Here is a 24,790-nt window from a genome sequence, read left to right as displayed (position 1 = left end):
CCTATGGGTGCTGGCAATAATTCCTTCTCGCTGAATAAATCAATCCACGGTGGCACCATCGCTTTGATGCTGGTCATTGCACTGGGTGTCGATAGCCCCCCAACTTCGGCAAACACAGGAACCGAACTGGACCTAACGGTGCCCGGCAGGGACCCCTTTTCCCCCTATGGCCGACAGTTCACTCTGCTCAGCGAAGAACTGGCACGCTACCGGACGCTGGCACAAGGTGACCAATGGCGACCGCTGGATGCAGGTCAGCCGATAACTCCGGGGAGCCGAGGTCCGCGAGTCGCCCAGTTGCGCAGCTTGCTGATGCTCTATGGAGATTTCCGTCCCGACGATTTTCCCGGTAAGGGCACCAAGGAAACACTCAACGGTGATGTCTACGACAAGCCTCTGCAAGAAGCTGTGCGCCGCTTTCAGCGCCGCCACGGTCTGAAAGGCGACGCATTGGTGGATGAGCGCACACGCAGCCGACTCAATACCAGTCCAGACAAGCTAGTCCGTATTCTCTCCGCCAATATTGCGCGCTGGGAGAGGCTTCCCAAGGATCTGGGGCCGCGCTATATCGTCGTCAATGTACCCGAATTCAGCCTGCGGCTAATTGACGACGAACACGAACAATTCCGCATGAAAGTGGTGGTTGGCAAGCCTAAGCACAAGACTCCTCAGATAGCCACACGCATGACACGCCTGGAGTTCAACCCGGTGTGGCGGGTTCCCCCCAATATCGCATTGCGCGAGCTACTCCCCAAGGGCAGCTCGGCACTGAGCGCCAAGGGTTACCGCTTAATCAACCATCGCGGCCGGGCAGTTCCCTTCACCCACGGCAATGTCGCCGCAGTGCGCCGAGGTCAAGTTACCCTGCAGCAAAAAGGTGGGGCGGGAAATGCCTTGGGACGGGTCAAGTTTGTGATCCCCAATCGCCACGCCATATTCCTACACGACACCAACAGCAAACACCTGTTCAATAAATCCCAGCGTGCCTTCAGTCACGGCTGCATACGCCTTGAAAAACCGATGAAATTCGCCCGTATGATGCTCGCTCAGCAAAACCACTGGAACAGTGAGCGTATCGAGCGCGCATTGATGAGCGATCGCACCCATGGTGTAGAGCTGAAAAACCCCCTGCCGGTATATATCGCCTACTGGACAGCCTGGGTGGATGAGGAAGGACAACTACAGTTTCGCCCGGACATCTACAACCGCGACACGGCCGCTAAAGGAGCAAATCGTGGCTGAAAGTAATCACTCCACCGGAAAATGACAATGGCCTGGTACCCCCGTCACCTGGGGCTAATCATCCTGCTGACAGTGGCCATCGCCTCTGCCGCCTCGATAAACAGTGGGCATCCCCCTAAGGGAACTGCAGCCCTGGACATTGCCCTTATGGGAGACCAGCTGCGTAGCGAGGCGCTCCACTATCGAACTCTGGCGAAATATTGGCGCCCGATTCCCCAAGGAGGGCCGCTGCAAGCTGGAGATAGGAACGAACGGGTGCTGCAGCTTCGCAAACTGCTTGAACTCTACGGGGATTATCTCGGCCAACCCGGCCCGGTATCCGCACCGCAAAAAGATCCTATGCGCTTCGATAGCGCACTGCAGTCGGCGCTTGAGCGTTTCCAGCGCCGTCACGGCCTTGTGCCGAGCGGTATTGCCGAAGGGGAAACCCTCACAGCCCTATCGGTTTCCCCCATCGAAAGAGCCGAGCAAATGGCGAAGAACGCACTGCGTTGGGACAAACTCCCCGCCCTGGAGGAAGGGCGTTATGTACTGGTGAATGTTCCCGATTATCGCCTGCAATTGGTGGAAAACGGGCGCGTCAAACTGGATATGAAAACCGTGGTGGGTAAAAACAGCAGCCGCACACCCAATTTACACACCCACATCACCAGTGTGGTGTTCAACCCCACTTGGACAGTACCGCGCAGCATCCTGATTACAGAATTGCTTCCGAAGGCCCGACACAACCCCGCAGCCATGCATCGGCGCGGTTATCGCATCATCCAGTATCGCGGTGGCAAAACCTCTCCTATCACCGAAGAGAGCCTTGACCGGGCCGCCGGTGGCCACGCAACCCTGCGCCAAGCCAGTGGGCCGGATAACACGCTGGGCAAAGTGAAGTTCGTTATCCCCAACAAGCAATCCATTTTTCTGCACGATACCCAGGCTCAGAGCCTTTTCACCGAGCACAACAGGGCCTTAAGCCACGGGTGTGTGCGCCTACAACAACCCGAGGAGTTGGCCTACAGCCTGCTTCAAGCCCAGGGGTGGGACAGAACCCGCATCGCCGAGGCGGCGACCGGTGCCGAATCCCTGAAGGTTTCTATCAAACCGGCCCCCAAACTCTTTATCGTATATATGACAGCCTGGATAGACGCCGAAGGACGCCCCCAATTCCGCCGGGATATCTATCACAAGGATAAATAGCCTCTCCCCCAAGATGCCCCCCGAGAAGTACTCCAGACAAAGCGAAAAAACTGTTTAGTCGCAAAAAAAATGATTTTTTAAGTTTTTCTAATGAATGACAACGCTGTCTCTTGATTGAGTACCTATTACCCAATAACCGCTACAGAAGCTTCAAAAGAGCTAGCACTGAGGAAAAAATTTACCAACCGAAGTTTTCAAATATTTCCTAATTAGCAAGCCACAATTTGTAACAAATGGTTATTTTTTGTACATTTTCCGCCGTGACCGGATGCGCCCACTCAAGGGCACACCGAAGAGACTTAACGACGAGGCGGAATTATGAAGAATCCATCCAGACGTCGATTCCTGGCAGTGACCTGCGCAACTGCGGCGGCCGTCAGCGCCGGACCGACTTTCGCTAAAGTAGGTAGCTCCCGCACCCTGAGAATGCGTAATCTGCACACAGGGGAGAAGCTGGAGGCCGCCTACTGGAGCAACGGGAACTATAGCGGTGGCGGCTTAAAACAGTTCAACAAGCTGTTGCGGGACCACCGCGCCAACGAAGTGACCCGTATGGACCCGAAGCTGTTAGATATCGTGTATAAGCTGAAGGAAAAGTTCAATTACAACGGTACCATCGAGATTATCTCAGGGTACCGGTCGCCTAAGACCAACGCGAAGTTACGCGCTGCGGGCAGAGGTGTTGCCAAGCGTAGTTACCATACCCGCGGTATGGCCATGGATATCCGTATGCCCGGTGTCCCCCTGTCAAAACTGAGGCAGGCAGCACTGGATCTGAAGGCGGGCGGTGTCGGCTACTACCCGAAGAGTAACTTCGTACATGTAGACACGGGTCCCGTACGTCGCTGGTAAAACTGCAGATATCAAATCTATCGAAAAACCCCGGCATTTGCCGGGGTTTTACATTTCACTCAGTCCTCGGTTGCCGGCATTGAAACCGGCATCACATCCTTTTCCGATACCGGCACCTCTGTGGTACCAGCCATTAAACCCGCCATTCGCTCCAGTAATTTGCGCGCCTTGGCTAACTGTCCTAGTTCCGCCAGCTCGAAAGGGTCTTCCATCTTTAGCAGCAGGGCTTCAAAGTCTGAAAAGGTCTCCTCCAGAGCATTGACCTGGTGACGGTCGAGTAGCACTTCCGCCAAGCCGCCACCACCAGTGGGAATCCAGTTGGACTGCAGGGTTGCCATAATCGCTAACAGGGCCTGTTTGGAATCCGCCGCACGGCCACTTTCCACATCGCTCTCGGAGCCCTCGGGGAGACGGCGCAAAAGCTGCTCATCGATAACCTGGGTATGCGCCGAACGAATCTGCTGAAGTCGCGCCACCGGTCCCAGCGCCAGGTACTCGCGGGATAAGTTGTTTACCGAGGTGGGCCATCGGCGCGCCAGCCCGGCCATATCCTCTTCAATCCCCCTGGCAATCAGGCTGGTCAACTCGCGGCGACGATTGGCCGCCAGGGCTTCAGGCTTCTCCCCCTCGCTGACCGCGACAAAGTCCTCCGCCATTCGCTCACTGGTAGGCCCCCACAGCATCACTTCGAGCGCATGAAAACCCGTGCTCGCTTCCTCGTGTGCTGTGAGGCGGTGCTGCTTGCGCAAATTTGCCAAAGTCAGCTCGATTGCGGTGTCGTTGACGATGCCGCTATCGGAGTAACCAGGAACTGTATCCAGGTAACCGGGCTGGGCAGGCCAGCTATCCAGTGCCAACAATAGCTTGCGCCCCTGACTGCGCAGGTCCGAGGGAGAAAAAGCCAGCTGAATATAGGGCAGAGTTGCAGCAAACTCGCGGTGCGCATCCAACCAGGCGAGTCTGGCTTCCTCCAATTGCTCCTCATCGGGCTGTGCCAGCAAAGCTTCCACCGCCCGTTGCAGAGTTTCCACTGAAGCATGAGCATGTAATACCTGGGCCTGCCCCGCCTGCCAAATTGCCAGGGAGAGGTCCGAGGCCGCCTTTTTATCTACCTGTTGAGTCGCCGGGGCCCGCTGTCTTTCCTCGAGCGGTTGGGAGGCTCTCTGTTCACAGCCATATATGAAAACCAATACACCCAGCAACAGGGCTGTGGTCATAGACCGGAGGCAATATCCTTTCACTCAATTCCTCGTTTTATCTTTTCCAAGGCCGTAGTTTTCCTGTGGCCAAAAACACCATTCAGCCCTGATCTCGCAAGCTGATAATCGGCCAACCTCGCGCCTCGGCCTCTGCGCGCAAGCGGGCATCGGGGTCGACCGCCACCGGGTGTTCAACCTCAGTGAGCAGTGGCAAATCGTTGATGGAGTCGCTGTAAAACCATTTCTCTCTACCCGCGAACTCTGGGTTTTGCGCCAGCCATTGTCGCAGGCGCAACACCTTTCCGGCTTGGTAGCAGGGCTCTCCTACAACGCGACCGGTAAAGAGGCCCTCGTGTTCCTCAGGCTCCGTCGCCAGCAAGGTATCCACCCCAAGGCGCGCAGCGATCGGCTCCACCACAAAGCGGTTGGTGGCGGTAATAATCATAATATGATGACCCTTGCGGCGATGTTCCCCAATAAGTTCGTGTGCCGCCGGCAGCCACAACTCGCTGATCACTTCCTGCATAAACTCATTTTGCAGGTTCTCGAGCTGACCGCGGGAGATTTGCGACAGTGGCTCCAGGGCGAATTCCAGATAGGCAAAAATATCCAACTCACCACGCTGGTAGTCCTGATAAAAGCGATCGTTGCTCAAGCGATAGTGCTCGCTGTCTACGTGCTCGCGCTCCACCAGGAATTCACCCCAGGCGTGATCACTGTCGCCACCAATAAGCGTGTTATCGAGATCAAAAATCGCCAATTGCATCGCAAACTCCCCCATAAACTATAGATTCGCAAAGGCTATTTCACCGCCAGAGTAAAGCAGCCACTACTACAGTGGCGGTCGATTTTACCGTGCACTTGCCCACATCACACGGACTGCGTCACTGAATTGCTGTAAACCCACCTCTGTGGAACAATGCGGGACAAGTAAGTGCAGCGCACGGCAGCACACAACAGTATTGAGGACGGTATTTTGGGCGACGGCAAACCGGCACCTGCCGGGCGAAGAAACCGCCGTAGGCCTGCCAAGCAGTCAAATCGCACCGACACCCCCAGCGGCAGCAATCGCAACCGGGGACAGGGTGGCGACAACAGCAGCAATATAGACGCAGAGGGTTTCCGCCCCAATGTCGGTATCATTGTGCTGAATGCCCGCGGTCAGGCACTGTGGGCTAGGCGGGTAGGTGGCAAGGACGCCTGGCAATTTCCCCAGGGCGGCATTAATCCGGGCGAAACTCCTGAACAGGCACTATATAGGGAACTATACGAAGAAATCGGACTTACACGCGATCAGGTCAGTCTTATTGCCTGTACCCGTGGCTGGCTGCGCTATCGCCTGCCACAGCGCCTGATTCGTCGACGTTCAGAGCCCCTGTGCATCGGTCAGAAACAAAAGTGGTTTTTACTAAAACTAGAGACCGAAGAGTCGTGTATCAGCTTCGATAATGGCTATAAGCCTGAGTTTGACCACTGGCGATGGGTTAGCTATTGGCACCCACTCACTAAGGTGGTGACTTTTAAGCGCGAGGTTTACCGGCGCGCATTGGCCGAACTGGCCCCACAGCAAATTCAGCTGGAGAGACGCTGGCTACGCGAGCGGGGCGAATAACCCCGCAGCGCCCGCTGCGCTCCGGTACCACCCGGCTTCAGGCTGCCCTGAGCCAGTAATATTCTCCGTTGACTGGCGAGGAAAGGCCATTGCTCGGATCTTTGCGCAGTATCGTTCAGGAAGTTAACTCCGCCAGGGATCTGCCCGCGGTGCTTGAAATCATTGTGCGGCGCGTACGCGAAGTGATGAACACTCGCGTCTGCTCCGTATACCTGCGCGATAAGGAAACCGGCAATTACGTGCTGATGGCTACCGACGGCCTACTGCCCAGCGCCGTGGGCCAAGTATCCCTGGCGCCGGGAGAGGGTCTGGTAGGCAACGTCGTTACTCGCGAAGAACCCATCAACCTGGAAAAGGCCGAAGCCCACCCCGCCTATCAATACTTCCCATCCACCGGCGAAGAGCGCTTTAGCGCATTTCTCGGTACACCGATTATTCACCACCGCTCAGTACTCGGTGTCCTGGTGGTCCAGCAGGAAGAGCAGCGCCGCTTTGATGAGGGCGAAGAGGCATTTTTGGTTACCCTCTCGGCTCAACTTGCCGGAGTCATTGCCCATGCTGAGGCCACTGGCACGTTGGCCACCATCCGCCGACAGCGTCAGGAAACCCATTTTTCCGGTATTGCCGCATCCCCCGGCGTTGCAATCGGGCGCGCCCATATCGTGACCCCTCAGGCTAATCTGGCTACTGTGCCCTACTCCCTGTGCCTGGATATCGAAGAGGAACTTGTCCTTTTCCGGCAGGCGCTCACTTCCGCCAGGGAAGAAATTCGCGAGGTGGGTGAACGTCTCAAGGACGAGCTCAACCGCGAAGAGCGCGCACTCTTCGATGCCTATATCAGCATGCTCGACGACAATTCTCTCGCCGTAGAGGTTTGCGACCGTATCCAACAGCAACTGAGCGCCCCTAGGGCCTGGGCAGAAGTCATGCTCGAACATGTGCGCCGCTTTGAAGCCATGTCCGACTCCTATTTCCGCGACCGCGCCGCCGATGTGCGTGATCTGGGTGCACGCGTTCTCACCCACCTGCACCAACAACAACAGAGTGAGCGTGACTATCCGGATAACACCATTTTGGTAGGAGAAGAGCTCACCGCCGCAGTATTGGCCGAAGTGCCGCGGGAGAAACTGATCGGGGCGGTTTCTGTAAAGGGCTCTTCCAATAGCCATATGGCCATCATCGCCCGCGCCATGGGACTGCCGGCGATCATGGGGGTACAGGACCTCCCCTATGAGACTATCGACGGCGTCGATATGGTGGTGGACGGCTATCGAGGTGACCTGCATATCCACCCCGGTACAGAACTTAAGCGCCGCTACGATGAGATAGTCGCAGAGGAGGAGCAGCTCGCCCACAGCCTGGACCACCTGGCCGAGCTACCTGCTGAGACCGCCGATGGACACCGGGTGCGCCTGCTGGTCAATACCGGACTGATGGCCGATGTCACTCGCTCTCTCGAGCGCGGTGCCGAAGGCGTCGGCCTTTTCCGCACCGAAGTCCCCTTTCTCTTGCGCGACCGTTTTCCCTCCGAAGAGGAGCAGCGCGAAATTTACCGGGAACAACTGGAGGCCTTCGCCCCCCTGCCAGTCACCATGCGTACCCTTGATGTGGGTGGCGACAAGGCACTGGCCTACTTTCCCATTGAGGAGACCAACCCCTTCCTGGGCTGGCGCGGCATCCGCGTAACCCTGGACCACCCAGAAATCTTCCTGGCACAGGTGCGCGCCATGATGAAGGCCAGCCAGGGGCTCAACAACTTGCGCATCATGCTTCCAATGATCAGCGGACTCAATGAACTCGAATCCGCACGCAAACTGATCGAGCGGGCCTACCGGGAACTCCTAGAGGAAGATTATGACATTGAGATGCCACCGCTCGGGGTCATGGTGGAAGTACCCTCGGCAATCTACCAGATTCGCGAACTGGCCGAGCGCGCCGACTTTATCTCGGTGGGCAGCAACGATCTAACCCAGTACCTGCTGGCCGTGGATCGCAATAACAGTCGCGTTGCCAATATTTACCACGCTCTGCATCCCGCAGTATTACGGGCACTGCAGGAGATTGTCAGTACCGCGCATGCGGAAGGTACTAGAGTCGGCATCTGTGGCGAACTGGCCGGAGAGCCTGGCGGTGCCCTACTGTTGGTGGCCATGGGCTATGACGCACTCTCAATGAACGCCACCAATCTACCGCGGGTAAAGGCAACCTTGCGCGCAGTACGTCAGGCAGATACCGAGTTACTTTTGCAACAGGTTATAGAAATGTGCTGCCCAGAAGAAATTGAAGAGGCCGTTAAAACTTTTATAGGTCAAATCGGTTTGAAGGTAACCCTCCAGCCTTAAATTGACGCTCCGGTCTATTATTATTTTTGCTATTAAGCAGCCATCATATCAAAGCAGTTCCTACTGGAAGCAGCTCATTATTAGTTAATACAAATTACCTATCTGGTGGTAGAATTCTGCTTTTACGCCAACGTCTATTGATATTGGCATACCCACCTCATTTAAAAATAAACTTGATTTGAAGGTAACTTGCCGTGCTAAAAAAAATAGCGCTTCTAACTCTGGCTATTATGGTGACAGCATGCGTCTCCCCCGTATCCCTGGATGAGCAATCTGTAGCCCCTGAGTATCAAACTAAGGAGTCAATACTAATATCAGTAATTGACCAACGCCAGCGAGTAATCGAAGGAAAGAAAAAAACATTTGTTGGCAAAGCCCACGCGTCCTTTGGTATCCCTGTTGATTGGCACGTAAAGCAAGTACTTGCCACAGAGCCCGGAGATAAAGAGAAAAACCTAGCGCAATTTTTACAAAGTAGACTGGTATATGGTCTGAACACCTCCGGCTGGAATGCTGCAGAAGTTGACTTAGATGAGATCCCTGAGGAGACAACCATCAAGCAGCTAATGGAGGAAAAAAATGCTACAAAAATGATTAATTTAGTGCTGAATGAATGGTATTTCAGTATTAACCTAAATTGGGTATCCGCTTTTAACTTCGATACTGATACTAGTGTTTTGGTATATGATTTAGAAGATGGTCAGCTTCTGACAAAAAATCTTAAGGAGCGGGATGTAATTGAAGAAAAGGCCAACCAGTCTCCTCAAAACAACATTCTACTAGCTTACAAAGCTCAACTAGATCAAATAATAAATGATGAGGAAGTCCGCGGAGTGATGTCGTTTGACTAAACGACTAAATATCATTTACGTAGAATTATATTTCCCTAGTGATATTTATAAAAAGACCACTGAAAACCCAGTGGTCTTTTTTATTGGCCAACTAATAAGTTAGTCCTCAGACTCCGAGCGATAGGCATCGGCATCCAGCATATTGTCCAGCTCGCTCACATCGCTGGGCTTAATGCGGAAGAACCAGCCATCGTCGTAAGGAGAGGAGTTTACGGTTTCTGGAGACTCTTCCAGAGTTTCATTCACCTCAACGACCTCACCGGACACCGGGGAGTAGATATCGCTGGCAGCCTTAACGGACTCAACCACACCGGCTTCGTCACCGGCGGCCAGAGTGCTGCCTACTTCGGGTGTTTCAACATAGACCACGTCACCCAGTGCATCCTGGGCATGGTCGCTGATGCCGATAGTAACGGTGCCGTCCTCTTCCAATCGCGCCCACTCGTGGCTGGAGAGATATTTCAATTCGTTGCGGATTTCGCTCATGCTGTGATCCTTTGATTAAGCATCTAAATATATTGTCTTAATGGCGCCTACACCTTTGGTGCGACGCTTAAATAACCGATTTGCCGTTGCGCACAAAGCAAGGCTTAACCACCTTGACCGGCTGCAGCTTCTTGCGGATTTCCACTTCGGCGGTATCACCGACATTGGCCGGTACCCGCGCCAGGGCGATGGAGTAACCCAGGGTCGGGGAGAAGGTTCCGCTGGTGATGATACCGCGCTCGTCGCTACCGTCTACCATCACATACTGGCCCCCGCGCAGGACGCCGCGCTCCTCCAGAACCAAGCCTACCAGCTTGTGTTCGATGCCCTTGGCCTTCTCCTCTTCCAGTGCCGCACGGCCGATAAAGTTGCGGCTCTCCGGCGCCCAAGCAACAGTCCAAGCCATATTGGCAATGAGAGGAGAGGTCTCCTCGTCCATTTCATGGCCGTACAGGTTCATACCCGCCTCGAGGCGCAGGGTATCGCGCGCGCCCAGGCCACAAGGTGCAACGCCGGCCTCGTCCAAAGCGCGCCAGAAACCGCTGGCATCTTCGCCGGGCAGCATAATTTCCAGGCCGTCTTCGCCAGTGTAACCAGTGCGGGCAACAAACCATTCACCGCGGGCTACGCTCTGGAACACTTTCAACGCATCGATCGCAGCAGTCCAATCGATGCCCAAAACCTCTTTGGTTTTGCTGAGGGCATTGGGACCTTGGATAGCAATCATCGCCAACTGGGGACGCTCAGTGAGCGTCACCTCAAAAGATTCCGCCTGCTTATTCATCCAGGCCAGATCTTTCTCACGGGTTGCGCAGTTCACTACTACTCGGTAACCGGGGTCGCGCAGATAGACGATCAGGTCGTCAATGACACCACCCTTTTCATTCAGCATGCCGGTATACAGTGCCTTACCGGGATTGCCGTCGAGCTTGGCTACATCGTTGGCCAGCAGGTAACGCAGGTAGTCGCGGGCACCCGCGCCATCGACATCGACCACGGTCATGTGGGAGACATCAAACATCCCCGCATCGGTGCGCACCTTATTGTGCTCATCCAGCTGCGATCCGTAGTGCAGCGGCATATCCCATCCACCGAAATCCACCATTTTGCCGCCCATAGCGACATGTGTGTCATACAGAGGCGTTCTGTTTCCCATTTTAAATTCTCAGTCCGTCAGGTTCCGAAGCGGCGTATTCTAGCGGCTTGGGTACAGGCCTTGCCAGCGGGCTATGCACTGCGACATATCTGCACAGAAGCCTAGCAGCCACCGGAATCAAAACCTGTACAGCTTGCCGGTGACCGTCAAAGATTCCGCCGGGGGTGCCGGCAGTATAAAAATACGAGGCATAAAGCGCTGAATTCATTCATCGCGGCTCTTTCGGTCTTCCCGCCCATCACCAGCTTCTTCAGTATCCGGCTCCTGCTGAGCCGACTCATCCACCTTGAGCCCGTGCCTCTTTGAGCGCCAGCGCCACAGGCGTTTGGCCAACTCCTGGCGATCTGGTGTTTTATCCGCCTCATCGACAATCTCCTCGCCGAGTAATGTCTCGAGAAGATCCTCCAGGGTAACCACCCCCTCCAGGCTGCCATACTCATCCAGCACCGCACTAATTTGCACCCTTCGCTGCAGCATTTTCTGGAACGCCTGATAGATGGTGGCCGTTTCCGGCAACATCAGCATTTCGCGGCGAAATTCGGACAATTTACGCTCACCCTCGCCCTTGGCGTAGGCGAGCAGTAGTTCCTGCTTGAGCACAAAACCCACCACACAGTCCTGATCGCGGTTTTCATAGACGGGGATGCGGGAAAAACGCCCCTTCTCCGCCTCCTCGTAAACCTCGGCCAAGGTGGCGTCTTCAGATAGGGAGAAAACCACGGTGCGCGGCGTCATCACCTCGCGCACAGAGTGGTCGCGCAAAGTAAAAAACAGGTTGCGTAGAATACTAGACTCGCGCTCCTCCAACTGGCCCTCTGCCTCTCCGATCTCCGCCATAATCGCAAATTCATCGCGACTGAAGCCCGTAAGGGTGGGTCCATGCGATAAGCCCCGTGTCAACCACTCGGACATCTTCACAAAGGGGTAGAGCAGCCACACCAATCCACGCAGCACATAAGCGGTAAGTGGAGCCAGCTGGCGCCAATAAACCGCTCCCAGGGTTTTAGGAATAATTTCGGAAAAAACCAAAATCAACAGTGTGAGGATTGCGGAGGCAATGCCCAGATACTGATTGCCGAAAACCGCTGCGGCCTGGGCACCGGCGCCAGCAGCACCGGCGGTGTGGGCAATGGTATTCAGGGTAAGAATCGCGGCCAGGGGCGCATTAATGTCCCCTTTCAGCTTGCGTAGCAGAGACCCCGCCTTATGCCCGTCCCGCTCAAGCAGCCTCACATAGGGCGTAGTGACACTGAGAATGACCGATTCAGCAATCGAGCACAAAAAGGAAAAGCCGAGAGCGATAAAAATATAGGTAATTAAGAGAAACATATATCCCTGGTTACAGCAGAATTAGAGCTGAATTTTTGCGCACTGTCGGTGATACAACAAGTCTAAAATTAGGTAAAACCCCAAAGACAAATCCACCTGGATACGTGGAATCTGAGCATAAACCAGTTTTATTAAGTTGAAGGAAAAGTAAGCTTTATGAAAAAGGATTATCCTGCTCTCTCTTCACCCAATATCCGCTCTGCGTAGCGCCTCACCTCCCGTGCAGGCAGAGGTCCTCCATGCCCCAGGTAAAAGGTCTCTTGCCCCTTATCGAGCAAATTTAATAATTGCCTGGCTACTTCCACAGGGTTTTCCTCAAAAGGAGGCTGGCGCGCCCTGCCGGTCAACATAATGCCACCGAGGAAGATTCCCGAAGCCACCAGGTCGCCAACCAGTGCGCGCTTGTCGCTGAGGGTGATAGATATAGAGCCTTGGGTATGACCCGGTGTTGAAAAAACAACACCGCTTACTCCAAATTCAGAAAGGTCAAAAACCTCCTGGTCTTTAAGCAGAATATCCGGAGTAAATTGATCGTAGGGGCGCAGCGGCATTCCCGATTTCAGCAGCAACCGGCCAAACCAGCCGGTAGCACAATAGGTCATCGCCTTTTCCTGCTGAAAATAGGCCAGGTCTCCCCGATGGGCAAGGATTGGAGCGGCACAAAATTGCTGCAGTTTGCTGGCACTGCCAGCGTGATCTGCATGAGCATGGGTAACAACAATCAGATCAATATCTTTAAAGGAGAGCCCCAGCCGCGACAGAGATCGCCCTATTTTTTCTTCGGAGCCGGGCACCCCGGAGTCCACCAATATTTTGCTATCTGAGCCTAAAATCAGGTGGGCATTAATCATCCCCAGGGGAAATATTGGTATTCGTACAATATCCAGCTTTTCCATTGAGGCTCACCATCCTCGCAATATCCAAGCTATCTAGATTGGGGCAAATCTTCGGGCGCCTCCCAGGGCACAGTACACAAGGGCAATTATCAGACCACTGAGTAGCCCACCAATATGAGCGGCATTGGCAACCCCCACCCCAGTTAATAGCGTCACAATGCCCAGGGCACACAATAGCAGCCACACTAGGGCTACAGCGGGAATTCCCGCCGGTATATCCCGCCACAGAGGCTGAAAACGCTGTAAAACCAAGGCGAAACCCACCAGAGCATAAACGACACCGGACATGCCTCCGAAAAGCACCCCGGGCTGCCAAAAATACTGGGCCAGGTTGGAGGCGACGGCGCTGAGTAACGCCAGTAGAACAAATACAACACCCCCACTGCGAGCCTCGATGGGCCTGCCGAGAATCCAGATACCCAGGGCATTAAACAGCGCGTGAGGTAGGGAAAAATGCACAATCGCCGGAGTGAATAGTCTCCACCACTGCCCCTGCTCTAAATGCCAAGCCAGTGAGGATTCTGAAAAAGTGTCCCCACCGCTCTGATCGGGATAAATCAGCAGGCCGCTACTTAAATTATTTACCTGTAGAAACCAGCCAAAAAAACACAGGGCTATCAACAAAAGACTGATGGGAGTCTTATCCAGGGGAAAGCTCGGCAATACAGATACTGCATCGCCATTTTTTTTATCGGGATTATCTTCAGTAGCACCAGCCTGGGAGTCAGTTGCTGCCGCAGAGATCTGTGTTGCTTCGCTACCAGGCTCTTCGCCTTCAATCCTCTGCATATGCACTTGATCGAGATCCAGCTCTCCAGAATCCCAGCGTTGCAATAGAGGCTTAAGCATTTCCGCTAAGCCTGCATTGGGGCAGAGTAATAGCTGCTGATTTTTTTCCTCGGTGATACGTAGAGGTAATTGATAGCGCTGAATAAACCTCGCAAGCGCACCGAGATCCTTGGAGAGAGGGAAGCTATAAATAGAAATCCACTGACTCAATTCGGGAAACCTTTATTACCAACTATTTCCGGCTATTTCCGATAGGTGTTGCCGGCTAATATTATCAGCCTGCCAGCTGACACCTTGCGCCCTAGCGGACTTTATTTTTGTGCCCACTCATCAACTTTGAGCAGAGCGGTGGGCAATTTAAGGCAAGCCCCCACTAAACCGCCATAGCCCGCATGATGATACGTTTCTTTAACATGGGGCTGGCGTCTACCATACTCAAGCCGGTATTGCGCAGCCAGCGCCAGTGCAACTCACCGGCACCGAACAAGGATTTGAAGGTGCTCATGGCCTTCAATGTAGCGGCATTGTCGCCACGGCGGCGGCGCTCGTAACGCGCCAAGACCGAGGCGTGTGCCTGTTCCAAACCGCGGGACAGTGCGCGGTCTATCTCGTCGGTAAGTACACGTACATCCTGGAAACCCAGGTTTACTCCCTGCCCCGCTAGTGGGTGAATGCTGTGAGCGGCATCTCCAACCAGTACGGCGCCGGGTCCGTGGTAGCGCTCTGCATGTCGCGCGCGCAAGGGGAAGGAGAAGCGTTCACTGACAGACTCCACTTTGCCGAGGCGACTCTCAATAGCCTTTTCAAGATTGAGGGCAAATGCCTGGTCGTCCAGCATTAATAATTCGCGTGCGAGAGCATCATCCGCCGACCAGACAACGGCGCAGTGGTTGTCATCGCCGTGGCCCGCCAGAGGTAAGAAGGCCAGAGGGCCGCTTTGCATGAAACGCTGCCAGGCAGTGTGTCGATGGGACTTCTCACAGCGAGCCACACAGACCAGGGCAGTCTGGTGGTAATCAGTTTCCTGACAACGGATACGCAAGAGATCGCGGACTTTGGAGCGGGCGCCATCTGCACCGATCAGCAGGCGAGTTTGCACGATTTCTGCCTGCTCCCGCAGACCTTCGACCCCATCGGATTGCTCACCGCGCGGCTGTAAATGCCAGAGCCCACAATCGCGCCACCAGCTTTCCAGGCGAAAGCCGTTAACCAGCTCCACGTTGGGCAATGCCTCAAGCCGCGCGCGCAGGGCGGCAACGATAATATTGTTCTCGACGATATGCCCCAGATTGGGTAACTGCACATCGCGGCTGTTGAAGCGCACCGACCCCGTGCCATCGGCATCCCAAACCCGCATTTCCACGTAAGGGCAAGCCCGTTGCGCGGAGATTTCCTCCCAGGCACCGACCTCCTCAAGTAGTTCACGGGACGCCTGAGTGAGTGCCACAACCCGAGGTTCGTAATTATCGGACAGCTGCACAGGGGTCTCGGAAGAGGCCTCCAACAGCGCCAGGCGCAGCTTTGGGTGGCGCACAGCGAGCAGTGCGGCCTGAGCCATACCCACCATTCCCGCACCGACGATGGCAAAATCCAAACGGTGTCTATTCATATCTAGCCATTTCCACTGTTATGCCCAACTTAGTGCCGATCCCGATCCAAGACATAATCAGCACATAGTACCCAGCCATTTCAGGCCCGGAATTAAAGCCCAAATCCCGCTGCCTGTCCGGCAAACTGCTGCCGCAGTGGCGGTACCAGTGTAAGACCAAGCATCCCCATTTGGCGCACCACTTGTTGGAAAGGGTTGGCCGAGGAAAACAATGCCGGAATTCGGTCACTGAACCCCACTGTTAACTGCTGGTCGAGCCTGCGGTTTTCCCCATAGGCCGCCAAGCACTCCAAATGCCCCACAGTGCCGGACTGTAGCTGTGGCTGCGCCAGTGCCTGGGCCAGGGCATAGCAATCGCGCAGGGTCAGATTGAATCCCTGCCCCGCCACCGGGTGCAGAAAGTGGGCGCAATTACCCAACAGTACTATATTGCGTCGCCACTGCTCACGGGCCAGTGACAGACTGAGCGGATAGCCCTTTAAGGCACCCGCCCTGAGAAATCGACCGGCGCGCCACCCAAATTGCCGTTGCAACCGTTGTAAGCACTCCTGTTCCGGCAGTGCACAGACCGTATCCGCCTCCTCTTCCGCACAAGCCCAAACCAGAGCCGCGCGGTGTACACCCTCACGCCGGGGCAGAGGCAACAGCGCCATCGGACCTGATGGGGTGAAACGCTCATAGGCAACGCCATCGTGGTCCCGCTGTAGAGCAACAGTAGTGATCAATGCCCGCTGCTGGTAATTTACTGTGTCAATTTCCATTCCCAGCTGCTGACACAGAGGTGAATCTACTCCATCGGCGACGACCAGCAGACCACACTTCAATAACTGTTCCGAGCCGCCATTCGCGTCTGTCCAGCGCAAGTTAGCGCCTTCACTATCCATACGCACCGAGGTTACCCGAGCTGGAGAGAGAAGTCTGACCGCTGTGTCATTCAAGGTATTGTGCAGGATGGGGCCCAGAGCCGCATTTTCTATGACAGCCCCTAGCATTCCGGCAAAACTGGCCTGCTTCTGGGTACCAGCCGAGAGAGTAGTACCAAAGGCATGGCCCCGGTCACTCACCTGGATGCGCCTGATAGGTGCACTGTACTCCCGCAAAGTTGGCCATAGACCCAGCTGCTGGAAAAGCTGCAAACTACCGGCCGCAATCGCAGTGGCGCGGGTATCAAAGCTGGGCAATCGCACGCTGGCAGAGGCATCGGGCAGAGATCTCTGCTCCAGCAACTGAACACTGAGGTGAGGGCAAAAATGTGCCAGCATCAGTGCCAAGCTGGCGCCAGCCATACCGCCGCCGACAATAGCCACATCTACCCGCTCTAGAGGCTCACTCATAAAATTCTCCCCCTGCTCAGTGCCCGAAATAGCTCTGCACACTGAAAAACAAAATCTCGAAATACATTAACGGGTCAGTAAATCCCGCCCGTGGCGCATGGTGTATTCAATGTCATTAACGGTTTTTGGTGCGGCCTCAGAAAGCACTCTCAACCCATCGGGAGTAAGCGCGACATCATCCTCAATACGAATCCCCATGCCGCGAAATTCGGAAGGTATCCGCTCATCGTTTGCCGGAATATAAATACCAGGCTCTATGGTCATCACCATGCCTGCTTCCAGCTGCCGCCAGGCCCCTTGTACTCGGTAATCGCCCACATCGTGCACATCCATTCCCAGCCAGTGCCCAACGCGGTGCATATAAAAGCGTTGGTAGGCGCCTGAATCTATCAGTTCGCGTAAGTCCCCTTGCAACAACCCTAAGTCCAGCAAGCCGCGTGTGATCACTTCAACACTGGTTTCATGTGGCTGATCCCAGTGGTTGCCCACACATACCTGCTCCATCGCCGCGGCCTGCGCCGCCAGAACGATTTCATATACGGCCTTTTGCGGGCTGCTAAAGCGGCCATTGACGGGGTAGGTTCGGGTGATATCGGCGACATAACCCCGGTATTCACAGCCCGCATCCACCAACACCAAGTCGCCATCACGCATCCGCGCCTTATTGCTGCAGTAGTGCATGATAAGCGCATTATGGCCACTGCCGACTATTGTCGGGTAGGCGGTTTCCCGCGCACCAGCATCCATAAAGCTGTGCAAGAGTGCCGCCTCCAACTGGTATTCATAAAGTCCTGGCTGGCAGCGCGCCATGGCGCAGCGATGTGCCTCAGCGCTAATCTCCCCGGCACGAGCCATTAAATCCAATTCTTGCTCGCTCTTTACCAGACGCAGCTCGCGCAGCTGATAATCCAGATCCACCATTTCCGGCGCGCCATTACTGGAAGGCGCCTCATCAATCGCCTGTAGGTAAGCGCGCAAGCGTCGATCCAAGTGGGCATAGCGTCCCATAGGGAAGTAAATACGCTCTCGCCCTTCCAGTAATCCGGGCAGAATATCGTCGAGATCGCCGATGGGAAAAGCATCCGAGAGACCCAATTGGGTCACGGCGTGCTCGGGCCCCAGACGCGGCCCATCCCAAAGCTCTTTATCCTTGTCGCGCTCACGACAAAACAACAGAGTGTCTCCCTGGCTACGGCCGGGTAAAAGTACCAGTAATGATTCCGGCTCATCGAAGCCAGTTAAATAAAGAAAATCGCTATCCTGCCGAAATGGAAAGTAGGTATCACGGGAACGCAACTGCTCCCCGGCCGAGGAGATTATCGCCAAGCTATTTGGGACCAACTCAGCCATTAGCCGGACGCGGCGGCGGGCATATTCCGCCTTGCTAATCACTGGATCTTTTTCGCGTTCACTGCGGCACATCAGTGGACGGTGGGACCACTGCCGGAGTGACTTCCACGCACTTCGGTAAAAATATTGAGCACCGCAACCCGTACATATTCCTGCAGTTCAATTAACTGCTGCTCGGTTTCTTCACTCTCTTCAACATGATCGGCATCGACCTGTGAGATGGCACCGATATCTTTGAGCGCTTCTTCACTGGTGGGCTGTAGCTTCACCTTGGCACTGCCAACGCCAAATCCGTGTAAAAAACCCTCACACCAGTGCCCCAAAGCCAAGGCTCGGCTGACAATATCCTCGTCGTCACAGAGGACCAGCCGAAAAGAGAAATCTGAGCCGTCCAGTTGCTTGCGGCTTTCCTCCGTCAATTGCAACAAATCCCGATCCAGATCTGCCGGCATCGCCTCTAAATCGAGTAACTCCGCCAGTTCTTTTTGCCAGCGTTTTTTATCTGGTTCGGCCCCGGCAGCCAACATGCCACAGATAAAGCCGTGTAACTCGCTGGGGTCTACCTGGCCACCAGCGGAGAGGATGGTGTTGGCGAGTTGTTCAAATCGGTTGTGTTCTGAAGTCATGATTACCGCACAGTTTTTCTTGATCAGGATAGATTCGATGCGCTGCGTTGGCAGCAACAAGCCTGAGAACTGGGTCCTCGGCACGATTTTGTGATTGTTCACGCAGGTGGAGCGATTGACCCACCATTTCGCCGGCAATATAGTAGCGGAATCCCTCGCAGTCTGTCGTGTTGCGAACCCAGACGTAGACCTCAAACGCAGGAAATATGGATAAGCTGCAAGCGTTAGAAAGCACCGTAGATTCACTGATCGCCCGCTGCCAACAGCTGGCCAATGACAATCGTGAACTGCGCCGGCAGGAAGCCGATTGGCTGCGTGAACGCCAGCGCTTAATTAAAAATAATGAGGCCGCCCGCTCGCGGGTCGAAGCTATGATTAATCGTCTCAAAGGGCTAACGCAAGAATCCTAATGGCTGACACTGCATTAACTTCTGAAACCGTCACCGTTTCCATTCTCGGAAAAGAGTACCGTGTTGCCTGTGCTGACAGAGAGCGCGCTGGGCTACTGGCTTCCGCACAATTACTCAATGAGCGTATGTCTCGAATCCGCAGCACCGGCACCGTCATCGGCGTCGAGCGTATCGCGGTCATGGCCGCACTCAATATTGCCCACGAGCTTATCCAGGCAAAAGCAGAATTGAGTAGCATTCCGCTGCAGAAAGAAATCCTAGAGCGGCTGCAGAACAAGGTACATGACGCCTTGGGAGATACCGACCCAGAAAAGGCTCAGTCATAACTCTATTATGGGTGGTATGGCAAAACATCAAATTTTGCGGTTAACAGCCCCCCTTTCAACAAGTTATAATTGGTACATACCCTGGGGTGTTGGCCAGCAGACTATGTCCTTGAGCCGATAATCTTACCCTGGTGGTTTCCAGCGGGTGCTGGTGCGCATGTCCGCCATGTAGCGGAAAGCCTTATGTACTCCGGAGACCGCCACCTTGAACCTTACGGTTCAAGGCCCCGTCTACAGCCGCAACTCGGGGTTCCTATTTCTTTCCCAATACTCCCCCAATTGATGAGCGAAAATAAGACGCAACTGCGCCGGTACATGCGCGCAGAGCGAAGGCGGCTCAGCGCCTATCAGCAACGCTTGCACGGCCGCGCGGCAATAACGCTCTTGAGCCGGATTCCGCAGATGAAGCGCGCCCGCCATATTGGTATCTACTGGCCGATGGATGGTGAGCTGGACATTCGCCCTTTGCTACAACGCTTTCCCGAGAAATGTTTTTATCTACCGGTATTACCTGTGGAGCCGCATCCGCATCTTGGTTTTAAGCAGTGGAGTGGCAGCCCGCTACCATTTCGCAACCGCTTCGATATTCCCGAGCCAGTGCGAAGCCCCAGCCGCGCCGCAGGCCTGTTGGACCTGGTGCTTGTACCCCTGGTAGCTTTCGACCCCAATGGCGCCCGCCTGGGTATGGGGGCAGGTTTTTACGATCGCACTTTTGAACATAAGCAACTGCTGCCAGGAAGCAGTCCGCAACTGATTGGCGCTGCCCACCAATTACAGTGTGTGGAACAGCTGCCGACAGATAACTGGGATATTCCCCTCGATATGGTGGTGACAGAGCAGCGTATCTATCGCTGCCGGTAGAGGATGCAACGGAAATACCCTGGCGCACCTAGCCCTGACTGTAACCGGATAACTCAATTACTACACCGTGAACAAAAAAGGCCGAATACCAAAGGTATCCGGCCTTTTTTGTTTGTGCTCGGGCAGAGCGCCCCCCGGCATAAGCCTAACGGGTAACCACTCCCTGTTGCAGAGCAGCTGGCGGTTCCTTTTCCGAGGCAAATACCTCGGTCAAACCACTAGTGCTCAGCAGAACGCCCGCGACAAAGACAACCACGGCGATTGTCAGCGCATCGGCTTTCATTGGGACCATCCTGTACGATCAATTTTTTTGTTATATGCGTTTCACCCCGCTTATGACCTAAGCCATAGCAAAAGTTCCACGACCAAAGAAGATACTCAACAATCGTCGGAATAGTAACCGTTTATTGAATATTTTCTGCGTTTTTTGTCGCATTTTTGCACAAGAAAGTTCGACAAAACTAATCCCCTGGTCTACGAGAGAAAAACTTGGTGAGACATCTTACTCAGCAAGCCCTTTAGTCAGGTTTAGTTACCCAGAAAAAAACGGTAAGCAGGGTTTTCAGTTTCATCCCAAAAAGGAAACTGCAATTGCTCCAGTAGATCCAACAGCTGCTCACGTTCCGAGGGCTCTACCTGCAGGCCAGCAAGTACCCTGCCATATGCGGCACCGTGATTCCGATAGTGAAACAGGGTGATATTCCAGCGTCCTGCTAGTTGCTCGAGAAATTTGCGCAGCGCGCCGGGGCGCTCGGGAAACTCAAATCGGTAGACAACCTCATGGCGCAGGCCTGGAACCCGCCCACCAACCAAGTGGCGGATGTGCAATTTGGCCATTTCATTATCGGTGAGATCAGTTACGCTGTAGCCTTTACGCTCCAACCGCTCAACCAATTGGCTGCGGTCACTGCCGGCAGATACCTGCAAACCAACAAAAATATGCGCCTCGCCATCCCCTGCATAACGATAATTAAATTCTGTGATAGCGCGGTCCCCAAGGTCACGACAGAAGCGTAGGTAGCTACCCGGTCGCTCTTCGATACGCACGGCCAGTACCGCCTCGCGCTTCTCGCCAATTTCCGTGCGCTCACTGATATAGCGCAGCCGGTCAAAATTGATATTGGCGCCGCTACACACTGTCGCGAGTGCCTCATTGCGACCGCCACTCTGTTCTGCGTATTTTTTTAAACCGGCCAGACCAACTGCCCCGGCGGGTTCGGCGATTGAGCGGGTATCCTCAAAAATATCCTTGATCGCCGCACAAATTTCATCGGTGCTTACCGTGATCACGCCATCCACCGTTTCGCGCAAAATACGAAAAGTCTCCAGGCCAATCTGCGCTACTGCAACCCCATCGGCAAATAACCCTACTTGTGGCAAGCGTACGCGCTCACCGCTGTCCAGGGCCGCTTTGAGGCAGGCGGCCTCCTCGGGTTCCACAGCATAGACTCGAGTCTCTGGCCTCACATATTTAATATAAGCCGCCATACCCGCGGCGAGCCCACCGCCGCCGACGGGGATAAAAACCGCCTCGAGGTTACCGGAGTGTTGGCGCAATAACTCCATGGCCACAGTGCCCTGGCCCGCGATCACATCTGGATCATCATAGGGATGTACAAACACCAGATCGCGTTCCTGCACCAGCTGCTGGGCGCGACTGGCAGCCTCATCAAAGGTATCCCCGTGCAACACCACTTCAGCACCGAGCATACGAACAGCGTTGACCTTAATTTGGGGAGTGGTCTTCGGCATCACAATAGTCGCGCGCACCCCCAGTTGCGCGGCTCCCATTGCCAAGCCCTGGGCGTGATTGCCCGCAGAGGCGGCTATCACGCCGCGCGCTCGCTGCTCCGGAGGTAATTGCAGCAGCTTGTTATAGGCGCCGCGAATCTTGAAAGAAAATACCGGCTGCAGGTCTTCCCGCTTGAGTAGAATCCGATTGCCAAGACGGTGCGACAACTGGCGCATCGGCTCCAAAGGCGTCTCGGTGGCGACATCGTAAATGCGCGCGTCTAAAATGCGCTTGATATAGGACTTGGGCATGGCTGTATCAATTGCCGTTGCGGTTAATTTCTGTGCGCGACTCAGGCAAGCGTAGTAGCAGGAGCGGGCGGTAGGGCAACCGCCACATGCGCAACACCGGCAGGCCAGTCTAATCCTTAGCTAGCATTATTGCCATTTTTTTATATATATTGCGCTTTTTTTTATCGAAAGAAGCATTTAAATCAGAAATAATTGCACAGGAAACTATCCAGCCTATGACCCAGGATGAACTGAAGCAGGCCACCGCTAGGGCCGCCATCGACTATATCTCCCCGCGTCTGGAGGCCGACTCCATCGTCGGCGTCGGCACCGGCTCCACGGCCAATTTCTTTATTGACTACCTGGCTGAAATCAAAGGCCAATTTGACGGCGCCGTTGCCAGCTCTGAAGCTTCCGCACAAAGACTCAAGGCCCACGGTATTCCCGTGTATGAACTGAACAGTGTGGACGGCATGCGGTTTTATGTGGATGGTGCCGATGAGACAAATCCCGCTCTGGAGCTAATCAAAGGCGGTGGTGCAGCCCTCACCCGCGAGAAAATTGTCGCTGCCTGCGCGGAAGAGTTCATCTGCATTGCCGATGAAAGCAAGTGGGTAGAAACCCTGGGAAACTTTCCTTTGCCAGTGGAAGTGATTCCTATGGCCCGATCTCTGGTGGCCCGCGAACTGGTCAAACTGGGAGGAGATCCAGTCTACCGCCAGGGTGTGATCACCGATAACGGCAACGCCATTTTGGATGTGTATAACCTGAAGATCGAACAACCGAAAGACCTGGAAGACGCCATCAACAATATCACCGGCGTGGTCACTAACGGGATCTTTGCCATGCGCCCAGCCAATGTGCTGCTGCTCGGCACCAGTACCGGAGTGAAAACCCTCACCGCTCAATAATTCAAAGAGACTATGGGAAAGAATAATAAGAAACTGCTAGCCGCACTGCTTGGCGCCATAACCCTGATTGCGGGCTGTACCACCAGCCCGCCCAGTAACCCAGACAATATCTGTTCTATTTTCCGCGAGAAAAAGAGTTGGTACCGGGAGGCCAAGGCCGCAGAGGAGAAATGGGGGTCACCTGTGGCCGTTATGATGGCCATACTGCACCAGGAATCGCGCTATGTGCACGATGCACGCCCCCCCCGTACCAAGATTCTTGGCTTTATCCCCGGCCCCCGCCCCTCAGACGCTTATGGCTACGCCCAGGCCCTGGGCAATACTTGGCGCGTATATCAACGTTCCAGCTTTAACTATGGGGCGGATAGGGATGATTTTCGCGATGCTATCGATTTTGTTGGCTGGTACAACAACACCAGTGCACGCCGATGCCAAATCCATGCAAATGACGCTTACCACCTCTACCTGGCCTATCACGAAGGGCACGGGGGCTTTAACCGTCGCAGTTTTAAAAATAAAGCCTGGCTCAAGGGAGTTTCCCACAAGGTTTCAGCGAAAGCGCAGCGTTATCAGCAACAACTCAATCGCTGTGAGCAGTCACTGCCAAAGCGCAGGAAATTCCTCGGCCTGTTTTAGGCCCCAGGCTAGGGCCGATAAAATTTGCTCCGGTTGCGAGGATTGGCGCCACAGCCTCTCTGAAACTGACTACCCTGAAACTAATGTCTCAGAGTTGATTGCACCAGTGCTATCAACTGCCAACGGATTCCGTAGCAACACCTGGGCACTTGAGCAGTGTGGCTGGGTGTTTTCTTTAGAGAAGCAAAAGCGCCCCCAAACTTTCAGGAGTGCCCAATGAAATTCCCTTTTAAGTATCTCGCTCTTTTCGCTCTGTTATTCACAGTGCCCTTTGCGGCCGCACAGACATCATCTCCCCAGGCTGAGGCCCCAAAAGCATCATTCAGTGAGCCCCAGCTCAAGCAGTTTGCCGATGCCTACCGCTCGATTGTGATGCTGAGCCGAGAATATGCACCCAAACTTAAGGCCGCAGCCGATATCAAAGAAGCTGAAGCGCTCAATAAAGAAGCCCAGGGCAAAATGGTCGCGGCTATTGAAAAGGCGGGACTGTCAAAGAGTAAGTACCAGGAAATTGCCAGCAGTATTAAATCCAACCCGGCTCTGCTAGAAAAGGTCAATAAAATACTGCAGCAGAGTCACAATCAAAAACCACAGTAATCGCTGTAAAAGATCTCACTGCACGTCGCAATCTGCTCAATTAACCAATAATTAGATTTCGTCGCCGGCCTCTGGCCGGCGCGACTTCTACGAAAATGCGTTTGTCTGCCCTGATTTCGGTGAGATAAGAATCAGTGTGCCTTAGTAGTGCTATCTCGCACGATAC

Annotated in this window: 25 protein-coding genes and 1 other RNA gene; 13 read left to right on the top strand and 13 right to left on the bottom strand. The window is 54.5% G+C overall.

The genetic code is table 11. From position 1 onward, the window contains the following. Positions 1 to 3: 3 nt before the first annotated feature. The 3 genes from LC073_RS00220 to LC073_RS00210 all read left to right on the top strand — a co-directional run bounded on the left by LC073_RS00220 (position 4) and on the right by LC073_RS00210 (position 3,282). Positions 4 to 1,242, top strand: coding sequence for a L,D-transpeptidase family protein (locus LC073_RS00220; RefSeq protein ID WP_226642133.1), 1,239 nt, complete (start codon positions 4 to 6; stop codon positions 1,240 to 1,242). Between the two features lie 27 nt (positions 1,243 to 1,269). After that, positions 1,270 to 2,430, top strand: coding sequence for a L,D-transpeptidase family protein (locus tag LC073_RS00215; RefSeq protein ID WP_226642131.1), 1,161 nt, complete (start codon positions 1,270 to 1,272; stop codon positions 2,428 to 2,430). Positions 2,431 to 2,748: 318 nt separating this feature from the next. Beyond that, positions 2,749 to 3,282 carry a DUF882 domain-containing protein gene (locus LC073_RS00210; RefSeq protein ID WP_226642129.1) on the top strand — a complete coding sequence of 178 codons (534 nt, stop codon included), beginning with the start codon at positions 2,749 to 2,751 and terminating at the stop codon, positions 3,280 to 3,282. 59 nt (positions 3,283 to 3,341) lie between these two features. On the opposite strand, the gene LC073_RS00205 is transcribed toward LC073_RS00210, so the two are convergent. Together LC073_RS00205 and LC073_RS00200 are read right to left on the bottom strand one after the other, a co-directional pair. Beyond that, positions 3,342 to 4,499 (bottom strand): imelysin family protein, encoded by a 1,158-nt coding sequence (locus LC073_RS00205; RefSeq protein WP_226642127.1) that lies wholly within the window; start codon positions 4,497 to 4,499, stop codon positions 3,342 to 3,344. A gap of 82 nt (positions 4,500 to 4,581) precedes the next feature. Beyond that, entirely contained in the window at positions 4,582 to 5,247 is a 666-nt protein-coding gene (locus tag LC073_RS00200) for an HAD family hydrolase (protein ID WP_226642125.1), read from the bottom strand. 339 nt (positions 5,248 to 5,586) lie between these two features. Between LC073_RS00200 and LC073_RS00195 the strand changes: the two genes are divergently transcribed. The 3 genes from LC073_RS00195 to LC073_RS00185 all read left to right on the top strand — a co-directional run bounded on the left by LC073_RS00195 (position 5,587) and on the right by LC073_RS00185 (position 9,286). After that, positions 5,587 to 6,093, top strand: coding sequence for an RNA pyrophosphohydrolase (locus LC073_RS00195; protein ID WP_226643260.1), 507 nt, complete (start codon positions 5,587 to 5,589; stop codon positions 6,091 to 6,093). 89 nt (positions 6,094 to 6,182) lie between these two features. Next, entirely contained in the window at positions 6,183 to 8,435 is a 2,253-nt protein-coding gene (ptsP, locus tag LC073_RS00190; protein WP_226642123.1) for a phosphoenolpyruvate--protein phosphotransferase, read from the top strand. Positions 8,436 to 8,629: 194 nt separating this feature from the next. Then, a complete protein-coding gene (locus tag LC073_RS00185) occupies positions 8,630 to 9,286 on the top strand; it encodes a hypothetical protein (protein WP_226642121.1) in 657 nt (218 codons plus the stop codon). A 99-nt stretch (positions 9,287 to 9,385) separates the two neighbouring features. On the opposite strand, the gene gcvH is transcribed toward LC073_RS00185, so the two are convergent. From gcvH to LC073_RS00140, 9 genes are all read right to left on the bottom strand, one after another. Continuing rightward, the gene (gcvH, locus tag LC073_RS00180) at positions 9,386 to 9,772 is read right to left on the bottom strand and encodes a glycine cleavage system protein GcvH (RefSeq protein ID WP_226642119.1); all 387 of its coding nucleotides are present in this window, start codon (positions 9,770 to 9,772) and stop codon (positions 9,386 to 9,388) included. 67 nt (positions 9,773 to 9,839) lie between these two features. After that, positions 9,840 to 10,928 carry a glycine cleavage system aminomethyltransferase GcvT gene (gene gcvT / locus LC073_RS00175; protein WP_226642117.1) on the bottom strand — a complete coding sequence of 363 codons (1,089 nt, stop codon included), beginning with the start codon at positions 10,926 to 10,928 and terminating at the stop codon, positions 9,840 to 9,842. Between the two features lie 204 nt (positions 10,929 to 11,132). After that, positions 11,133 to 12,257 carry a CNNM domain-containing protein gene (locus LC073_RS00170; protein ID WP_226642115.1) on the bottom strand — a complete coding sequence of 375 codons (1,125 nt, stop codon included), beginning with the start codon at positions 12,255 to 12,257 and terminating at the stop codon, positions 11,133 to 11,135. Between the two features lie 167 nt (positions 12,258 to 12,424). Beyond that, complete coding sequence (locus LC073_RS00165; RefSeq protein WP_226642113.1) at positions 12,425 to 13,153, bottom strand: MBL fold metallo-hydrolase; 729 nt, start codon at positions 13,151 to 13,153, stop codon at positions 12,425 to 12,427. A 33-nt stretch (positions 13,154 to 13,186) separates the two neighbouring features. Beyond that, complete coding sequence (locus LC073_RS00160; RefSeq protein WP_226642111.1) at positions 13,187 to 14,152, bottom strand: rhomboid family intramembrane serine protease; 966 nt, start codon at positions 14,150 to 14,152, stop codon at positions 13,187 to 13,189. 163 nt (positions 14,153 to 14,315) lie between these two features. Continuing rightward, positions 14,316 to 15,551, bottom strand: coding sequence for a UbiH/UbiF/VisC/COQ6 family ubiquinone biosynthesis hydroxylase (locus LC073_RS00155; protein WP_226642109.1), 1,236 nt, complete (start codon positions 15,549 to 15,551; stop codon positions 14,316 to 14,318). 92 nt (positions 15,552 to 15,643) lie between these two features. Next, positions 15,644 to 16,885, bottom strand: coding sequence for a 2-octaprenyl-6-methoxyphenyl hydroxylase (ubiH, locus tag LC073_RS00150; RefSeq protein WP_226642107.1), 1,242 nt, complete (start codon positions 16,883 to 16,885; stop codon positions 15,644 to 15,646). A gap of 66 nt (positions 16,886 to 16,951) precedes the next feature. Beyond that, positions 16,952 to 18,307: a Xaa-Pro aminopeptidase gene (pepP, locus tag LC073_RS00145; protein WP_226642105.1), complete on the bottom strand. Its 1,356-nt coding sequence runs from the start codon at positions 18,305 to 18,307 to the stop codon at positions 16,952 to 16,954. Further along, positions 18,307 to 18,999 (bottom strand): UPF0149 family protein, encoded by a 693-nt coding sequence (locus tag LC073_RS00140; RefSeq protein ID WP_226642103.1) that lies wholly within the window; start codon positions 18,997 to 18,999, stop codon positions 18,307 to 18,309. Before LC073_RS00140 ends, pepP begins: the two co-directional genes overlap by 1 nt. 68 nt (positions 19,000 to 19,067) lie before the next feature. On the opposite strand from LC073_RS00140, the gene LC073_RS00135 reads away from it, so the two are divergent. The 4 genes from LC073_RS00135 (at position 19,068) to LC073_RS00120 (ending at position 20,458) form a co-directional block, all read left to right on the top strand. Beyond that, positions 19,068 to 19,271 (top strand): TIGR02449 family protein, encoded by a 204-nt coding sequence (locus tag LC073_RS00135; RefSeq protein ID WP_152455364.1) that lies wholly within the window; start codon positions 19,068 to 19,070, stop codon positions 19,269 to 19,271. Then, positions 19,271 to 19,597: a cell division protein ZapA gene (locus LC073_RS00130; protein ID WP_226642101.1), complete on the top strand. Its 327-nt coding sequence runs from the start codon at positions 19,271 to 19,273 to the stop codon at positions 19,595 to 19,597. Before LC073_RS00135 ends, LC073_RS00130 begins: the two co-directional genes overlap by 1 nt. A gap of 75 nt (positions 19,598 to 19,672) precedes the next feature. Further along, positions 19,673 to 19,852: non-coding RNA, 6S RNA (gene ssrS / locus LC073_RS00125), on the top strand. A 27-nt stretch (positions 19,853 to 19,879) separates the two neighbouring features. Further along, a complete protein-coding gene (locus tag LC073_RS00120; protein ID WP_226642099.1) occupies positions 19,880 to 20,458 on the top strand; it encodes a 5-formyltetrahydrofolate cyclo-ligase in 579 nt (192 codons plus the stop codon). 145 nt (positions 20,459 to 20,603) lie between these two features. Here the strand turns inward: LC073_RS00120 and LC073_RS00115 are convergent, their stop codons facing one another. Both LC073_RS00115 and ilvA read right to left on the bottom strand, forming a co-directional pair. Next, positions 20,604 to 20,741 carry a hypothetical protein gene (locus tag LC073_RS00115; RefSeq protein WP_172975284.1) on the bottom strand — a complete coding sequence of 46 codons (138 nt, stop codon included), beginning with the start codon at positions 20,739 to 20,741 and terminating at the stop codon, positions 20,604 to 20,606. A 245-nt stretch (positions 20,742 to 20,986) separates the two neighbouring features. After that, on the bottom strand, positions 20,987 to 22,546 hold the full coding sequence (gene ilvA / locus LC073_RS00110) for a threonine ammonia-lyase, biosynthetic (RefSeq protein WP_226643258.1): 1,560 nt from the start codon (positions 22,544 to 22,546) through the stop codon (positions 20,987 to 20,989). 170 nt (positions 22,547 to 22,716) lie between these two features. On the opposite strand from ilvA, the gene rpiA reads away from it, so the two are divergent. The 3 genes from rpiA to LC073_RS00095 all read left to right on the top strand — a co-directional run bounded on the left by rpiA (position 22,717) and on the right by LC073_RS00095 (position 24,624). Then, positions 22,717 to 23,391, top strand: a complete 675-nt coding sequence (gene rpiA, locus LC073_RS00105; protein ID WP_226642098.1) for a ribose-5-phosphate isomerase RpiA — start codon at positions 22,717 to 22,719, stop codon at positions 23,389 to 23,391. 12 nt (positions 23,392 to 23,403) lie between these two features. After that, on the top strand, positions 23,404 to 24,027 hold the full coding sequence (locus LC073_RS00100; RefSeq protein ID WP_226642096.1) for a hypothetical protein: 624 nt from the start codon (positions 23,404 to 23,406) through the stop codon (positions 24,025 to 24,027). A 216-nt stretch (positions 24,028 to 24,243) separates the two neighbouring features. Beyond that, positions 24,244 to 24,624 (top strand): DUF4168 domain-containing protein, encoded by a 381-nt coding sequence (locus LC073_RS00095; RefSeq protein ID WP_226642094.1) that lies wholly within the window; start codon positions 24,244 to 24,246, stop codon positions 24,622 to 24,624. The last annotated feature ends 166 nt before the right edge of the window (positions 24,625 to 24,790 follow it).

It is taken from the genome of Microbulbifer variabilis, assembly GCF_020524905.1.
Lineage (GTDB): Bacteria > Pseudomonadota > Gammaproteobacteria > Pseudomonadales > Cellvibrionaceae > Microbulbifer > Microbulbifer variabilis_A.
This window is presented reverse-complemented; position numbering and strand designations above follow the sequence as displayed.

Excerpts from the sequence above, each read along its gene's own strand:
- LC073_RS00220 (WP_226642133.1), top strand. The coding sequence starts at position 4 with ATGGGTGCTGGCAATAATTCCTTCTCGCTGAATAAATCAATCCACGGT.
- LC073_RS00215 (WP_226642131.1), top strand. The coding sequence starts at position 1,270 with ATGGCCTGGTACCCCCGTCACCTGGGGCTAATCATCCTGCTGACAGTG.
- LC073_RS00210 (WP_226642129.1), top strand. The coding sequence starts at position 2,749 with ATGAAGAATCCATCCAGACGTCGATTCCTGGCAGTGACCTGCGCAACT.
- LC073_RS00205 (WP_226642127.1), bottom strand. The coding sequence starts at position 4,499 with ATGACCACAGCCCTGTTGCTGGGTGTATTGGTTTTCATATATGGCTGT.
- LC073_RS00200 (WP_226642125.1), bottom strand. The coding sequence starts at position 5,247 with ATGCAATTGGCGATTTTTGATCTCGATAACACGCTTATTGGTGGCGAC.
- gcvH (WP_226642119.1), bottom strand. The coding sequence starts at position 9,772 with ATGAGCGAAATCCGCAACGAATTGAAATATCTCTCCAGCCACGAGTGG.
- gcvT (WP_226642117.1), bottom strand. The coding sequence starts at position 10,928 with ATGGGAAACAGAACGCCTCTGTATGACACACATGTCGCTATGGGCGGC.
- LC073_RS00170 (WP_226642115.1), bottom strand. The coding sequence starts at position 12,257 with ATGTTTCTCTTAATTACCTATATTTTTATCGCTCTCGGCTTTTCCTTT.
- LC073_RS00165 (WP_226642113.1), bottom strand. The coding sequence starts at position 13,153 with ATGGAAAAGCTGGATATTGTACGAATACCAATATTTCCCCTGGGGATG.
- LC073_RS00155 (WP_226642109.1), bottom strand. The coding sequence starts at position 15,551 with ATGAATAGACACCGTTTGGATTTTGCCATCGTCGGTGCGGGAATGGTG.
- ubiH (WP_226642107.1), bottom strand. The coding sequence starts at position 16,885 with ATGAGTGAGCCTCTAGAGCGGGTAGATGTGGCTATTGTCGGCGGCGGT.
- pepP (WP_226642105.1), bottom strand. The coding sequence starts at position 18,307 with ATGTGCCGCAGTGAACGCGAAAAAGATCCAGTGATTAGCAAGGCGGAA.
- LC073_RS00135 (WP_152455364.1), top strand. The coding sequence starts at position 19,068 with ATGGATAAGCTGCAAGCGTTAGAAAGCACCGTAGATTCACTGATCGCC.
- LC073_RS00130 (WP_226642101.1), top strand. The coding sequence starts at position 19,271 with ATGGCTGACACTGCATTAACTTCTGAAACCGTCACCGTTTCCATTCTC.
- LC073_RS00120 (WP_226642099.1), top strand. The coding sequence starts at position 19,880 with ATGAGCGAAAATAAGACGCAACTGCGCCGGTACATGCGCGCAGAGCGA.
- LC073_RS00115 (WP_172975284.1), bottom strand. The coding sequence starts at position 20,741 with ATGAAAGCCGATGCGCTGACAATCGCCGTGGTTGTCTTTGTCGCGGGC.
- rpiA (WP_226642098.1), top strand. The coding sequence starts at position 22,717 with ATGACCCAGGATGAACTGAAGCAGGCCACCGCTAGGGCCGCCATCGAC.
- LC073_RS00100 (WP_226642096.1), top strand. The coding sequence starts at position 23,404 with ATGGGAAAGAATAATAAGAAACTGCTAGCCGCACTGCTTGGCGCCATA.
- LC073_RS00095 (WP_226642094.1), top strand. The coding sequence starts at position 24,244 with ATGAAATTCCCTTTTAAGTATCTCGCTCTTTTCGCTCTGTTATTCACA.